General features: G+C 66.4%; 16 protein-coding genes. 8 read left to right on the forward strand and 8 right to left on the reverse strand.

Going from position 1 to position 14422, the window contains the following annotated elements:
* The 8 genes from FNA67_RS07265 to FNA67_RS07300 all read left to right on the forward strand — a co-directional run bounded on the left by FNA67_RS07265 (position 1) and on the right by FNA67_RS07300 (position 5519).
* On the forward strand, positions 1-1626 hold the full coding sequence (locus FNA67_RS07265) for a monovalent cation/H+ antiporter subunit D (protein ID WP_147655549.1): 1626 nt from the start codon (positions 1-3) through the stop codon (positions 1624-1626).
* Positions 1623-2108: a Na+/H+ antiporter subunit E gene (locus tag FNA67_RS07270; RefSeq protein WP_147655550.1), complete on the forward strand. Its 486-nt coding sequence runs from the start codon at positions 1623-1625 to the stop codon at positions 2106-2108. Before FNA67_RS07265 ends, FNA67_RS07270 begins: the two co-directional genes overlap by 4 nt.
* Positions 2105-2386 carry a K+/H+ antiporter subunit F gene (locus FNA67_RS07275; RefSeq protein WP_049704560.1) on the forward strand — a complete coding sequence of 94 codons (282 nt, stop codon included), beginning with the start codon at positions 2105-2107 and terminating at the stop codon, positions 2384-2386. Before FNA67_RS07270 ends, FNA67_RS07275 begins: the two co-directional genes overlap by 4 nt.
* Entirely contained in the window at positions 2383-2757 is a 375-nt protein-coding gene (gene mnhG, locus FNA67_RS07280) for a monovalent cation/H(+) antiporter subunit G (protein WP_049704561.1), read from the forward strand. Before FNA67_RS07275 ends, mnhG begins: the two co-directional genes overlap by 4 nt.
* 33 nt (positions 2758-2790) lie before the next feature.
* The gene (locus tag FNA67_RS07285) at positions 2791-3429 is read left to right on the forward strand and encodes a DedA family protein (RefSeq protein WP_147655551.1); all 639 of its coding nucleotides are present in this window, start codon (positions 2791-2793) and stop codon (positions 3427-3429) included.
* A gap of 96 nt (positions 3430-3525) precedes the next feature.
* Positions 3526-4314 carry an SDR family NAD(P)-dependent oxidoreductase gene (locus tag FNA67_RS07290; RefSeq protein WP_147655552.1) on the forward strand — a complete coding sequence of 263 codons (789 nt, stop codon included), beginning with the start codon at positions 3526-3528 and terminating at the stop codon, positions 4312-4314.
* A gap of 20 nt (positions 4315-4334) precedes the next feature.
* Positions 4335-5117 carry a MoaF C-terminal domain-containing protein gene (locus FNA67_RS07295; protein WP_147655553.1) on the forward strand — a complete coding sequence of 261 codons (783 nt, stop codon included), beginning with the start codon at positions 4335-4337 and terminating at the stop codon, positions 5115-5117.
* A 12-nt stretch (positions 5118-5129) separates the two neighbouring features.
* Positions 5130-5519 carry a nuclear transport factor 2 family protein gene (locus tag FNA67_RS07300; RefSeq protein ID WP_049704565.1) on the forward strand — a complete coding sequence of 130 codons (390 nt, stop codon included), beginning with the start codon at positions 5130-5132 and terminating at the stop codon, positions 5517-5519.
* Positions 5520-5727: 208 nt separating this feature from the next.
* Here the strand turns inward: FNA67_RS07300 and FNA67_RS07305 are convergent, their stop codons facing one another.
* The 8 genes from FNA67_RS07305 to FNA67_RS07340 all read right to left on the reverse strand — a co-directional run bounded on the left by FNA67_RS07305 (position 5728) and on the right by FNA67_RS07340 (position 14416).
* Positions 5728-6651: a helix-turn-helix domain-containing protein gene (locus FNA67_RS07305; protein ID WP_147655554.1), complete on the reverse strand. Its 924-nt coding sequence runs from the start codon at positions 6649-6651 to the stop codon at positions 5728-5730.
* A gap of 12 nt (positions 6652-6663) precedes the next feature.
* Positions 6664-7377, reverse strand: coding sequence for an ABC transporter ATP-binding protein (locus FNA67_RS07310; RefSeq protein ID WP_147655555.1), 714 nt, complete (start codon positions 7375-7377; stop codon positions 6664-6666).
* Positions 7378-7380: 3 nt separating this feature from the next.
* The gene (locus tag FNA67_RS07315) at positions 7381-8085 is read right to left on the reverse strand and encodes an ABC transporter ATP-binding protein (protein WP_147655556.1); all 705 of its coding nucleotides are present in this window, start codon (positions 8083-8085) and stop codon (positions 7381-7383) included.
* Entirely contained in the window at positions 8082-9110 is a 1029-nt protein-coding gene (locus FNA67_RS07320) for a branched-chain amino acid ABC transporter permease (RefSeq protein ID WP_147655557.1), read from the reverse strand. The genes FNA67_RS07315 and FNA67_RS07320 overlap by 4 nt, the downstream gene beginning before the upstream one ends.
* Positions 9107-9973 (reverse strand): branched-chain amino acid ABC transporter permease, encoded by an 867-nt coding sequence (locus FNA67_RS07325; protein WP_049704570.1) that lies wholly within the window; start codon positions 9971-9973, stop codon positions 9107-9109. The genes FNA67_RS07320 and FNA67_RS07325 overlap by 4 nt, the downstream gene beginning before the upstream one ends.
* A 63-nt stretch (positions 9974-10036) precedes the next feature.
* Positions 10037-11293 (reverse strand): ABC transporter substrate-binding protein, encoded by a 1257-nt coding sequence (locus FNA67_RS07330; protein WP_147655558.1) that lies wholly within the window; start codon positions 11291-11293, stop codon positions 10037-10039.
* Between the two features lie 117 nt (positions 11294-11410).
* Positions 11411-13006, reverse strand: a complete 1596-nt coding sequence (locus FNA67_RS07335; RefSeq protein ID WP_147655559.1) for a GMC family oxidoreductase — start codon at positions 13004-13006, stop codon at positions 11411-11413.
* A gap of 3 nt (positions 13007-13009) precedes the next feature.
* Positions 13010-14416: an aldehyde dehydrogenase family protein gene (locus FNA67_RS07340; RefSeq protein WP_049704573.1), complete on the reverse strand. Its 1407-nt coding sequence runs from the start codon at positions 14414-14416 to the stop codon at positions 13010-13012.
* Positions 14417-14422 lie beyond the last annotated feature (6 nt).

Below are 14422 nucleotides of genomic sequence, written 5' to 3' on the forward strand. Positions count from 1 at the left end.
ATGGACCTGCTGCTCAAGAACATCGTCATCCTGCCCATACTGCTGCCGCTGGCGACGGGCGCCTTGCTGTTCCTGCTCGACGACCGCCTGCGGACGGCCAAGTCCGTGATCAGCCTCCTCTCCAACCTGGGCCTCATCGCCCTGGCGATTGTGCTGCTGGCAAGCGTGGGCGCGGATGCTCCCGCCGATCTGACCCGGACCTATGCCCTGGGCAACTGGCCGGCGCCCTTCGCCATCGTGCTGGCGGCAGACCGTCTCTCGGCCTTGATGCTGCTGCTCGGCGCAATCCTGGGGCTATGTGCTCAGGTCTACGCGCTGGCCCGCTGGAGCGCCGCCGGCCCGGCGTTTTTCGGGCTCGTGCAGTTCCTGCTGATGGGACTGGCCGGCGCGTTCCTCACGGGCGATCTCTTCAACCTCTTCGTCTTCTTCGAGGTGCTGCTCGCGGCCTCCTACGGCCTGGCGCTGCACGGGTCGGGCGGACCGCGCGTGAGGGCCGGGCTGCATTACATCGCCATCAACCTGGCGGCTTCGATGCTGTTCCTGATCGGGGTGAGCCTCGTCTATGGCATGACCGGCACCCTCAACATGGCCGACCTCGCCGCGCGCATCCCCTCCGTCGCCGCCGAAAACCGCAACCTGCTCGAAGCGGGCCTGGGCGTGCTGGGCATCGCCTTCCTCATCAAGGCGGGCGCATGGCCGCTCTGTTTCTGGCTCCCGACGACCTACGCCGCTGCCAGCGCGCCAGCGGCGGCGCTCTTTGCGATCATGAGCAAGGTGGGCATCTACGTCATCCTGCGTCTGTCGCTGCTGCTGGTGGGCGACGGGGCAGGGGCCTCGTCCGGCTTCGGCAGCGCCCTGCTGCTCTACATGGGCATGGCGACCATTGCCTTCGGAACCATCGGCGTGCTCGCCTCCCAGGGCATGGCCCGCCTCGCCGGCTATAGCGTGCTGGTCTCGTCCGGCACCCTGCTCGCCGCGGTCGGGCTCGGCCTGACCCAGGTCACGAGCGGCGCGCTCTTCTACCTCGTCAGTTCCACTCTCACCGCCGCGGCCTTCTTCCTCCTGATCGAGCTGGTCGAGCGGGCGCGCGTCGCCGGCGCCGACATCCTGGCGGTGACGACCGAGGCCTATGGCGAGGACGACGAGGAAACCGACCACGAGGAAGAAGTGGGACTGGCCATCCCCGGCGTCATGGCCATCCTCGGCATCAGCTTCGGCGCGGTGGCGCTGCTGCTTTCGGGCCTGCCCCCGCTCTCCGGGTTCGTGGCCAAGTTCGCCATGCTCCAGGGCATGCTCGCCGGGCGCATCGAAGACGTGCCGGGCCCCGTCTGGGTGCTGCTGACGCTGGTGATCGTTTCCGGCTTCGCCGCGCTCATCGGCATGACCCGCCTCGGTATCTCCACGTTCTGGACCTCCCTTGAGGGGGCCGCGCCGCGCGTTCGCGTGATCGAGCTGGCCCCCGTCGCTGTGCTGCTGGCGCTCTGTGTCGCCCTAACCGTCTGGGGCGGCCCGGTGATGCGCTACATGGACCTGACGGCACAGGCGCTCGAACAGCCGCACCAGTATATTTCGAGCGTCCTCTCGACGCCGCTTGTCGAAGTGCCGGGCGGGGAGGCAGCACATTGAGACGCCTGTTCCCTTATCCGCTGCTTTCCGTAAGCCTGCTGGTGATGTGGCTGCTGCTCAACCAGAGCCTCGGCCTCGGCCACATCCTGCTGGGGGCCCTGATCGGCATCGCCACCGCCTGGGTCACCGCATCGCTCGATCCGCCCAAGCCGCATGTCTATCGCTACGGCTCGATCCTCCGCCTGCTCGGCCGGGTGGTGCTCGACGTCTTCGTCTCCAATATCCAGGTGACCCGCGTGCTGCTGACCGGGCGCAGCCGGCAGACCAACCGCTTCATCGAGATACCGCTCGAGCTGACCGACCGCGTCGGCCTGGCCGTGCTCGCCTGCATCGTCACCGCCACCCCCGGCAGCGCCTGGCTGAACTACGACTCCGCCCGCAACGTGGTGCTGATCCATGTGCTCGACCTCACCGACGAGGACCAGTGGATCAACACCGTCAAGACCCGCTACGAGGCGCTATTGCTGGAGATCTTCCAATGAGCGCGGCAATCATTGTCTGGTCGGTGACGGCCGCCCAACTCATCCTGGCCCTAGCCATGGCGCTCGCCGCCTTCCGCGTCGCCTATGGCCCGCGCGCCCAGGATCGCGTGCTGGCGCTCGATGCGGTCTACATGTGCGCCATGCTCAGCCTGATCTGCTTCGGCATCCGCACCGGCACCGACATCTATTTCGAGGCGGCGCTGATCATCGCGGTGCTCGGCTTCGTCAGTACGGTGGCCCTCGCCAAGTTCCTCATGCGCGGCGAGGTGATCGAATGAGCGGGCTCGACGAGTTTCCGGTCTGGGCGGCGGTCATCATCGCGATCCTGGTGCTGGCCGGGGCGCTGCTGACGCTGATCGGCGCCTTCGGGCTCCTGCGGCTCAAGACCTATTACGAGCGCATCCATGCGCCCACGCTCGGCACCAGCTTCGGCACCCTGTTCATCGTCGCGGCCTCGATCATCTTCTTTTCGATCAGCCAGGGCCGGCCGCTCTTTCATGAAATTCTCGTCTTCATCTTCATCACGGTGACCACCCCCGTGACGCTGATGCTGCTGGCGCGTGCCGCTCTCTTCAGGGACCAGGCCGAAGGCAAGGAAGTTCCGGGCGCCGCCCGGCTGAACGAAACCATTTCGCGCGACGGCGACTAGAGGAACCCAGGGGCAGGGAGGCGCTCAACGACGATGTCCCTGCTCGGCCTCTCCTTTTCCAAGTTCGTGGCCAGCTATGGCTATCTTGCCGTCGCCGGGCTCGTGGGCCTCGAGAGCATCGGCATACCGGTGCCCGGCGAGACCGTGCTGATCAGCGCCGGGGTGCTGGCCGGGGCGACCCACGACCTGCAGATCGGATGGGTCATCGCCGCCGCCGCTGCCGGCGCCATCATCGGGGACACCATCGGCTACCTGATCGGGCGCACCATCGGCTTCCGCGTCCTCAAGCGCTATGGCGTCCGGGTCGGGTTGACCGAGCCGCGGCTCAAGGTGGCGCGCTATCTCTTCACGAAGCACGGCGGCAAGGTGGTGTTCTTCGGCCGCTTCGTATCTCTGCTCAGGACGCTCACGGCCCTGGCGGCCGGCGCGAACAAGATGCCGTGGCCGGAATTCTTTCTCTTCAATGCGACGGGCGGGATTGTCTGGGCCAGCGTCTATGGCCTGGGCGCCTATTATGCCGGCAAGGCGATCGATCAGTTCAGCGGGCCGTTGGGGCTGCTGATGCTGGGCCTCGGCATCGCGAGCATCCTCGCCAGTGCCATCTATTTCTCCCGGCACGAACAGGACCTGATCGCGGCGGCAGAGGCGGCCCTGCCGGGACCGCTGACCTGAGGCGGTGTGCACGCTCAGTCAAGAGAGATTTCGCACTGGGACAGGACGCGCGCCCCGAAAGCGGGCACCTTCCAACGCAAGAATTGGGAGGCGCATATGCGGTTTTCGGGAAAGACGGCCCTCATCACGGGTGGCGGTACGGGGATAGGCGCAGCGGTGGCGCGGCGCATCGCCAGCGAGGGCGGCAATGTCGCGCTCGTGGGACGACGCAAGGAGCCGCTCGAAGCGGTAGCCGGCGAAATCGGGGCCTCGGTGTTCCAGGCCGATGCCTCGGACGCTGCCAGCATGAAGGCGGCGATCAAGGCCATCGTCGAAACGTTCGGTGGGCTGGATATCCTCATCGCCAATGCCGGCGGGCACGGAGTCGGGCCGACGATCTCGATGTCGGACGAAACCTGGAACATGGCGGTGCAGCTCAACCTCAACACCGCCTTCGTCAGCGCCCGGGAAAGCCTGCCCGAGCTTATCAAATCCAAGGGCAATATCGTGGTGCTGGCCTCGATTGCCGGGCTGTTCGCAGGCCCCGACGCGGCAGGCTACGTGACCATGAAACACGCCTGCATCGGGCTGGCCAAGTCTCTGGCGCGCGACTACGGGCGCAAGGGCGTGCGCACCAACACGGTCTGTCCGGGCTGGGTGACCACCGCCATGGCCGACGACCAGATGCAGCATCTCGTCGAAAAGCACGGCTTCGCCAGTGTGGATGAGGCCTATGCGCTGGTCACCAAGGATGTGCCGATGGGCCGACCGGCCTCGGCCGAGGAAGTTTCCAATGTCGTCTGCTTCCTGGCTTCGCCCGAGGCGTCGATGGTCAACGGCGCCATCGTGACAGTGGACGGCGGCGCCTCCACGGTTGACCTGCCGACCCTGGCCTTTGTGCAATAACGACAAAAGAGGAGGACCCCATGGCGGTCGAGAACCCCAAGGATTGGAAGACCTACGACGAGTTCGCCTTCGGCATCGACACCAACCGCCTGCCGGCGACCAATGCCCTGGCGGGCAGCAAGCATAGCGTGGCGTTCGAGGATGGACGGACCCTCGAGCTGGGTTTCGCCGACGGAACCGTGGTCTGGAACGACGGCAAGGACGGTGCCAGTGACGCCTGCGAGGTGATCGAGGTGGCGCCCGATACCTATTTCGTGGAGATCATCTTCGCGGGGCGGCCCAAGGAGGCCGAGACGCTGATCCTCAACCTCAAGTCCAAGCGGGCCCTCTCGATCTATTCGCTCGTGCGCGCCAAGGAGGAGAGCGTCGGGGAGCCGCAGGTGGCCCAGATCTTCCGGCCGGGCGTCATCGATGGTGGCCCGGCCACGGGGATGGTACCGCACGAAACGCGCGATCTTATCGGGCTGCGGGCGCATTTCACCTATAGCCCCAACCACGTCTACGAGCACACCTATCTCTCGTCCCGGCGCTATGCCTGGCAGAACCTGGTGGGTGTGCAGCGCGGCCACGGCGACGTGGACCTGGCGACCACCTACAAGTTCGACGAAGACCAGTATGTCTTCACCTTCCGCGAGTTCAAGATCGCCGTCGCGTCGACCTTCTTCTACAATTTCAAGGACATGCGCTCGACCGGCAAGTTCCTCGGCATCACCGGGGACGGCGCGATCCAGAACAGCCCGGCCGGCGCCCATATCCGCAAAGTTTCGATGACCTATTACCTGCCGGGCCAGGAACCGGTGTGAGGAGACTGATTGATGCGTACTGCCTATGAGGTCGTGAAGGCCCATTACGACGCCAATGACCGGCACGACATGGATGGCATGCTGGCCGATATCGCGCCCGATTGCCGGTGGACGGAAATGGCAGGCTTCCCCTGCGCCGGCACCTATGTGGGCCGCGACGAGGTTTTCGCCAACGTTTTCCAGGCGCTCGGCGCCATGTTCGACGACTATACCTTCAAGCTCGAGCGCCTGCTCGATGCCGGTGAGGACGTGGTCGCCACCGGCGTCTACACGGCCCGAAACAAGAAGACGGGCAAGAACTTCACGGCCCGCGTCGTTCACGTCTGGGGAGTCGCCGGGGACAAGATCCGCCGGTTCGAGCAGTTCACCGACACATGGAAGGTCGTTGAGTCCATGCACTGACGGGGGGAAGTTCAAGGCTCCACATCCCTCTCCGGCAGCTGGGGCCGGGGAGGGAGTCTTGCTTTGGTTCACCCTCACCCTTGTTCCCTCCCCACAAAAGGGGGGCGACGCATTTGCTCGATCCCGGCATTGCCTTTCCGTCCGCATGGGGGAGGGGTGGAGGACGGGAGTCGGGGGCGAGATTTTGCCCCTGGGGTGATCCTGACCCTCAGTTCACTCGCCCGCGAACCTCCCTCGGCGAGGCATCGAACCTTGCCCTGAAGGCACGGGAGAAATGGGCGCTCGAGGAGAAGCCCAGCGAGAAGGCGATGTCCGAGATCGACTGCGTGCGGTCGCCCGAACGGAGCTGCTCACGCGCCTTTTCGAGGCGCAGGTTCCAGAGGTAGTCGGCGGGCGTGGTGGCGTCTTCCTCGAAAGCGCGGAAGATGTAGCGGGGAGAGCAGCCCATGCGGCGCGCGATCTCGGCGACGGTCATGTCCGGATCGCCGAGATTGGCTTCGATGTGGGCCTTGACCCGCTGCAACAGTACCTGGCGGGAGGCTTTGGTCGGTGCTCTGTTCGGCTCCTGGCTCATATTGCCCTCGAGCATGGTGTTGACGAGGTTGAGAAGCGTCTGGCCGACGCTGACGCGGGCGGCATCATCGAGCCGCGCCGCCTCCCCCAGGGTCGTGCGCATCAGCGAGAACAGCACCTGCTGGAGGCCTGCATGACGCTCCTGGCTGCGGAACGGGCGGGCCAGCCGCTCGAGAACCGGGCGCGAAAAGGCCGTCCGCGGCATCTGCAACAGGACCAGATCCACCGGCCCGGGATTGGAAAGCAGGTAGGGGCGCGTGGGGTCGTAGACCACCACCGCATCGGCGCTGACCTGCGCGCGCCGTCCGTTCTGGCGCAGCTCGGAAAGGCCGCACGTCTGGATGATGAGCTTGATCGCGTCCGGATCGTAGGAGTGCAACACCACCCTTTCTCCCAGCACGTCATGGGCGCCGGCCCGCAGGTGCGAGAGACGGACGGTCCCCAGGTCCGTCGCGATCAGCCGCCGGTCGCCGCGCTCGCCGGGGAAATCGAGGGTGACGTTGCCAAAGAGCGAACGGGCGGCGGCGGCGAAGTCGGAACCTCGGGCGTCGTGATACACGGGTGGAGCTCCTTACTGGGCGAGGTAGGCGCCGTGGAGGATTTCGGGGTTCTCGCGCAGGGTCGCCGAAGGGCCGTCATAGACGAGCCGCCCCCGTTCCAGAACCATAGCGTGCCGGGCCAGATCGAGCGCCAGCTTGGCGAACTGTTCGATGAGCAGCACGCCTATCCCCTGGCTCGCGGCGAGCTTGAGCGCTTCGGCGAGGCGCCGGACCACAGTCGGCGCGAGCCCCAGGGAAAGCTCGTCCACGATCATGAAATCGGGCCTGGCAATGAAGGCCTGGCCCATCGCCACCATCTGCTTCTGCCCGCCTGAGAGGTCCGAAGCCTGCTGGCGGCGCCGTTCGGCGAGTTCGGGGAAGATTTCGTAGACGCGGTCGAGGCCCGCCCGTCGCGCCGTGGCGGAAGGATCGAGCGCGGCGACCAGAAGATTGTCCTCCACGCTCAACTGCCCCAGAACGCGGTGGCCTTCGGGCACGAGCGCCACGCCATGGCGGCGGATGCGGTCGGGCGAAAGCCCGGTCAGCGTCTCGTCCCCGAGCCTCACCTTGCCGCTGTCGGTGGGAATGGCGCCGGCAAGGGCCATGACCGTCGAGGACTTGCCGGCGCCGTTCGCTCCCAGCAATGCCGAGATCTGGCCGGGCGCGACCCCGAACGAAATATCGTGAATGACGCGCTTGCCGCCGCGCGCGACGGTGAGGTTCTGGACGGTGATCGAACGGGTCATCTCTCAGAACTCCCCCAGATAGGCGCGGCGGACATCGGGGCTGGCCAGCACCTCCTCGGTGGGACCGAGGGCGAGCATCTTGCCGTAGTCGAGCACCAGCGTCTGCGTGCACATCGAACGGATGAGCTCGACATCGTGATCGATGAGAAGCACCTGGGCGCCGAATTCGTCGGGGATGCGCATGATGAGCTCGCGCAGGGTCGCGCTTTCCTCGTCCGTGAGCCCCGCCGCCGGCTCGTCGAGCAGCACCAGCCGCGGCTTGCCGATGAGGCACTTGCTCAGCTCGACGAGGCGCCGCTGGAAGAGGTTGAGGGCCTTGCCCAGCGTATCGGCGACGCCGCGCAGTCCGGTGAAGGCAAGGGCGGCTTCCACCGCCTCGATCCGCTCGCCCGGGCCGGTGACGTGGTCGGCGATGGCGTAGAGGTTGCCGGCCACGGTGAGGTCTTCCACCACCTGTTCGGTCTGGAACGAGCGGCGCAGGCCCGACTTGACGCGATCGAGCGGCCGCAGGGCCAGCAAGTCGCGCCCCTCGACCTTGACGGCACCCTGGACCGGCGAAACGAAGCCGGAGAGAACGTTGAGCAGCGTCGTCTTGCCGGCGCCGTTGGGGCCGATGAGGCCCGAAACCGGCGCCGAGATGGTTGCGGTCAGGTTGTCGATGGGGCGGACGCCCCCGAACTGCACGACGAGGTTTTCGATGGCGATCATGGCTTATGCCCCTTGCGGGTAAGGCGGGCGATGAGCCCCGAAATCTGCCCCGCGATGCCTGCCGGGGCGGTGGCGAGCGCCTGGAACAGCGCGACCCCGAAAATGCCGATGGTGACGTAGCCGTCGATGCCCAGATCTGTCAGCAGGGCAGGAACCGCGCGCAGCAGGAGCCCGGCGATGAGGGCGCCGTACCAGTTGTAGACGCCCCCCACGACGGCGAGCGCGAAGAGGTTGAGGCTTTCGAAGGCCGTGAAGGCGCGGCCGTCGAGCTGGCCGACATTGCCCGCGAGCAGGGCCCCGGCAATCCCGGCGAGGAAGCCGGAGAGGGCGAAGGCCCAGGCCTTGTAGGTGAGCACGTTCACGCCCGAGGCGATGGCGACGTGCTCGCCCTTGCGGATCAGCGCCCAGGCGCGCCCCGGCCGGGCCAGCTTGTGCCACTGGGAAATGACCAGGCCGATGGTGGCGACGATCGACACATAGACGAAATAAGGCACCGAATCCTGGGCGAGGTCGGGACGGGAGAGCATGGCGCGTCCGGCGCCGTCCGCCCGGCCGAGGAAGCCCGGCCCCCCATCGGGAAAACCCCAGGCCCCGATGATGGTCTGGAAGCCCCCGGCAAGCATCAGCGTGACGAGCGCGAGGTAGAGCCCGCGCAGGCGCAGGGCGGGAATACCGAAGATGAGTCCGACAAGCGCGGCGACGATGCCGCCCGAAAGCATCGAGACTTCGAAAGGCGGATGCCAGGCGTGGCCGATGCGCAGCGTCACCCAGCCGCCGACACCCACCAGCGCGAACTGGCAGAGCGAGACGAGGCCGAGCTGGCCATAGAGGATCGCCAGCCCGGTGACCGAGAGCGACAGGGCAACCGCTGAGGTTGCGGCCGTCAGCCAGAACGAATTGGCCAGCAGCGCCACGGCGGCGGTGAATACGGCCATGACCACTGGAATGACGAGGACTTCGCGGGGAACGCGGATGGCGGAAGGTGAAGCCATGGGGCGAGCTAGGGTCTGGTTCTGAGCGGTCATCGGTCTTTGAGCGCCGCCTGCGCGGTGCTTCCCAGGATCATGACGGCGATGAGGGCGATGACGAACGGGGTGGCCGAACGGTAGGGCGAAATCCAGTCGATGGGCGTCAGCAGCGCTTCAGCGACCCCGATGCCGAGGCCGGCAAAGGCCGTGACCCAGAGCGAGCGGAGCTGGCCGAGAATGGCGGCGGCAATCGCCGGGATGACGAGGAAGGTCAGGAATGTCCCCTGCAGCCGCACGAGATCGGCGAGCAGCAGGCCCCCGAGCCCGGCGAAGATGCCGGTGATGATCCAGGCGGCGGTCTCGGTGCGGGTGATGCGCACCCCCAGGATCGCCGAGAGGTCACGGTCATTGGCGAGGGCGCGCATGTCGAGCCCGAGGCGCGTGGTGCCGAGCAGCACGGTGATGCCGCCGACGACCACGATGGCCAGGACCAGCGCGATGATGCGGGTAAAGGTCAGCCGCACGCCGAAGAGCGTGAGGTACATCTGGTCGGTCGGAAACTGCAGGCGGCGCGGCAGCTCGCCCCACACCACGCCCATGAGCGCGATGAGGAACAGCGCCAGCGCAAGCGTGCCGACGGCGCGCACCACGGTGTCGCGATAGGAGAGCAGGGGAGCCAGGAACCGGCCGTAAAGGAAACTGACGAGCGTGGACACCAGGACCGCGGCGAGGATCGCCAGTGCGAGTGGATAGTCCCATTCCATAAGCTGCCAGGCGACGTGCGCCCCGACCGCCCCGATGGCGCCGAAGGCGAAATTCAGGACGCCGGTGGCGCGGAAGAGCACCAGCAGGCCGACTCCGGACAGCGCATAGACTGCGCCGATCCCCAGGCCCGAGATGATGAAAGGCAGGAAATTCATTGACCGTCCCCGTGAGAAGGGCGCGTCCCCGGTGCTGCTCCGGGGACGCGCTGGCGTCAGGACTTACTGGGTGATCCCGGCGCTCTTTTCGAAGGCGCGAATGTCGGCCAGTTCCGGATCGGGCGAGGGAGCGCAATCGGAAACCACCTTCCACTTGCCGCCTTCGCTGACCGCCATGCGCGTGGTGCTGTTCGCATTGTGGCGGGGCTGGTCGGCGCCGAAATACCAGGGCGCGCAGAAGATATCGCTCTCGAAAGCCTTGATGTCGGCCACGGCCTTGCCGGCGGTTTCGCGGGTGATGTTGGCGGGGTCGATGCTCATCAGCGCCTTTTCGGCGATGCGGGCGGCCAGGTAGCCGGCCTGGGCGAAGGTGTCGCGCGGGTCGCTCTTCTGGCCGTATTCATCCATCACGGCGAGCCAGTTCTGGTTGTCCGGGGTGGTGGCCTCGAGGTCGTTGAACTCCATGTTCACGTAGAACTTGCCGTCCCAGCCCGGCCCGATGGTCTCGGGCACCGATAGGTCGTAGGCGGAGGCGGCCGAGACGAACTTGATCTTCTCGTTGAGCCCCTGTTCCTCGGCGGCCACCAGCAGCGGCACGGCCGAACCCTTGGACATGCCAAGCACGATGACGTCCGGATTGGACGATGCCGCCTGGAGCATTACCGAGGTGGAGTCGGCGCTGCCCTGGTCGATGAGGATGGTGGAGGCGGGGAAGCCCTTTTCCTTGGCGAGCAGCATTACGCCGTCGCAGGACCACGAGCCCACGTTCGGGATGTTGGGGCCAATGCAGACCACCGACTTGGCGCCGAGCTGATCCAGCGCATAGCCCATGGCGCCGAGCATCGAGACGCGCGGACCGGCATTGGTCGGCGCGATGGCCGAGGCGAAGAAGCACTCACGCGGCACGCCGACGCCGGCGACGACGGTAATGCCGGACTTCTTGTAGAAGTCGGCATTGGCGCCGCATTCCACGAACGAGGAATTGCCGACCATCAGCACGGCCTTCTGGTCATCCACCAGCTTGGCGGCGAGCTGGGCGGCGATTTCGGGGTTCCACTGGTCGTCTTCGACCATGTATTGCACCGGCCGCCCGTGGATGCCGCCATTGGCGTTGAGGCAATCGAAATACGCCTTGGCCGCCCGGGTCGAATTGGAAAAATCGTCCGGGCCGGTCTTGCCGGTGATGGCGCCGATGACGATGGGCTCGCCGGTCGCGGCCTGGCCCGTTCCTTCACCACAGACCGCGGCGGCGCTCGCGCCTCCTGCGGACATGACGATGAAAGCTAGTCCTGCGGCAATGGCCGCCAAACGCAGTTTCATGAGTTCCTCCTCCACTGATCGCTTCTTTTTCGCCCGGGTCGCCGCGATCAGGCAGTTGCGGCCCGGAAGGTCCTGGCGCTTGGCTCCGGCGCGTCCTCCACGCACCGGAAAGCGCAATCAGCCGGCAATGACCTTGCCGGTGATGAACGAGGCCGCGCGAGCGGCGATCATCATCACGGGGGCATTGGTGTTGCCGGAGACGAGTGTGGGCATGACCGAGGCATCGCAGACGCGAAGTCCGTCGACGCCATGCACCTTGAGATCGGGGCCCACCACGGCCGTCCTGTCCTCGGCGCGGCCCATCCTGGCCGTGCCCGAGGGATGGAACACCGTCTTGGCGGTCTGCCGGATGTAGTCGCGCAGGGCCGCCGGATCGCTCTCGACGCCCGGCCTGGGCAGAACGCGGCGTTTGACGAGCCGAGCCAGCGCCGGGGCTTCGAGAATGCGGATGGCAAGCTGGACGCCACGCGCCAGCGTCTCGACATCGGCGGGATCGGACAGGGCATTGGCGTTGAAAAGCGCGCTGTCGACAGGGTTGGCCGAGCGAAGCTTGACCGTGCCCCGCGAGCGCGGACGCAGGAAGCAGGGGCCAATGGAAAGCCCGTGTCCGGGCTCGGGCTCGCGATCCACGAAACCGATGAGCGTCGGAATGACGTGGAACTGGATGTCGGGCTGTCCCACCCCGGCGGTATCGGCGAAGCCCCCCGCTTCCACGACGTTGGAGGCCAGCAGCCCCTGGCGCGCCGCAACATAGCGCAGCATGTGCAGCGCGGCCTTGACGCCCTGGTCCTGCCCGAGGATCGAAATCGGATCGCGCGTTTCGCCCTGAACGGGCACTTCGAGGTGATCCTGGAAATTCTCTCCCACGCCCGGAAGGTCGGCGACCACCGGGATACCAAGGCTCGAGAGGTGATCGGCGTCGCCGATCCCCGACACTTGCAGGATCTTGGGCGTGGCGATGGCGCCCGCCGTAAGGATGACCTCGCGATTGGCGAGATAGCGCGTCCCGTCGAGCAGCTCGACCCCGGTGGCGCGCTTGCCCTCGAAGGTCACACGGGCGACCTTGCGCTCGGTGAGGATCGTGAGGTTGCGGCGGCGTTCTGCCTCGCGCAGGAAGGCTTGCGCCGAACTCCAGCGGCGCCCGTTATGGGTCGTGCTCTGGTAGAAGCCCACGCCCTCCTGGTCTTCGCCGTTGAAATCGGGATTAGGCTTGAGGCCGGCTTCCTGGGCAGCCTCGACGAAGGCGCGCGTCAGCGGATGGCGATGGCGCGGGTTGGAAACGAAGAGCGTGCCGGCCTGCCCGTGATAAGCGCCGTTGAAGGTGTCGTTGTTCTCCAGCGAGCGGAAGGCGGGGAGCACTTCCTCGTAGGACCAGCCGGGGCATCCGGACTGGGCCCAGGTGTCGTAGTCGTTGCGGTGCCCGCGGATGTAGATCATGGCGTTGATCGACGATCCCCCGCCCAGCACGTTGCCCTGCGGCACGATAGAGGGCCGCCCGTTGAGGCCCTTTTCGGGCTCGGACGCGTAGGGGTGGACGGCTTCGCCCTTGGCCAGGACCTTGAAGAACGTGGCGGGGATATGGATCCACGGATCGGTGTCGCGCTTGCCGGATTCGATCAGCAGCACGCTCGCGGAGGGATCCTCGGAGAGCCGGTTGGCCAGCACGCACCCGGCCGAGCCACCGCCGACGATGATGTAATCGTAGCGCTCCATGGGTCAGCTCAGGACCGTCTGGGCGACGGTCAGCTCCTTGAGGCCTTCGACGCCGAACTGGACGCCGATGCCCGATTGCTTGATGCCGCCATGCGGCGCATTGGGCTGGATGGCCCCGTGCTTGTTGACCCAGGCAATGCCGCATTCGAGGCGCGTCGCCAGTTCGCGCGCCTTTTCGATATTGCTCGACCAGATCGATCCGCCCAGGCCCACCGGCAGGCTGTTGGCGCGATCGATGACTTCGTCGATGTCGCTGTAGCGGATGATGGGAAGGGCAGGGCCGAACTGCTCCTCGTCCACAAGCCGGAAACCGTGATCGACATCTGCGACCAGCGTGATGGGGTAGAAGTAGCCGGGACGCTCCATGCGGGCTCCGCCGGTGAGGATCCGCCCGCCCCTGGTGCGCGCGTCTTCGACCAGCTCGCTCACCTTGTTGAACTGCATCTCGTTCTGGATGGGGCCGAGGATCGAGGCTTCGTCCTGCCCGTCGCCGATGGCGATGGTGCCGGCATAGGCGACGAGTTCCTCGCACACCGCATCGTAGATGCTGTCATGGACATAGAGGCGCTTGAGGGCCGAACAGGTCTGGCCGTTGTTGATGAAGGCGCCCCAGAAGAGCCCCTGTGCGATCTGCTTGGGATCGGCATCGGGCAGGACGATGCCCGCGTCGTTTCCGCCCAGCTCGAGCGTGAGGCGCTTGAGGGTGGCCACGGCCGAGGCCATGACCTTCTTGCCGGTCTCGATCGAGCCGGTGAAGGTCATCTTGGCGATGCCTGGATGCGCCGAAAGGGCCGCACCGATGCTGTTCTCCCCGGTGATGACGTTGACCACGCCCGGCGGCAGAACCTGATTGATGAGTTCGACCATGCGGATGGTGGAAAGCGGCGTCTGCGGCGAGGGCTTGAGCACGACGGTGTTGCCGGCGCGGATGGCGGGAATGATATGCCAGGAGGCGATCATCACCGGCCAGTTCCACGGGGTGATCGAACCGACGACGCCGATCGGCTTGCGGTGAAGCTCGACACGCCCCTCGTTGTTGTCCTGCAGGATTTCGACCGGAAGGGTGAGGTCGGCGGTGTAGCGGGTCCAGGCGAGGGTGCCGCCCATCTCGAAACGCGAGCCGAGGCCGTTGAGGGGCTTACCCTGTTCGCGGGTCAGCAGCAGCGCCAGCTCTTCCTGATTGGCGGCGATGATATCGGCCACCGCATGGCAGGCACGCTTGCGCTCGGCATCGGCGGTGCGGCTCCAGGTCTTGAAGGCGCGGGCGGCGGCTTCGACGGCGAGGTCGAGCTGCTCGGGCGTGGCAAGCGGCATCAGGCCGACGGTGTCGCCGGTCGATGGATTTTTGACTTCGGCATGGCTGGCGGTCTCGACGCGCTTGCCGTCGATCAAAAGGGCATACGGATTCACGTTGGG

It is taken from the genome of Youhaiella tibetensis, assembly GCF_008000755.1.
GTDB lineage: Bacteria > Pseudomonadota > Alphaproteobacteria > Rhizobiales > Devosiaceae > Paradevosia > Paradevosia tibetensis.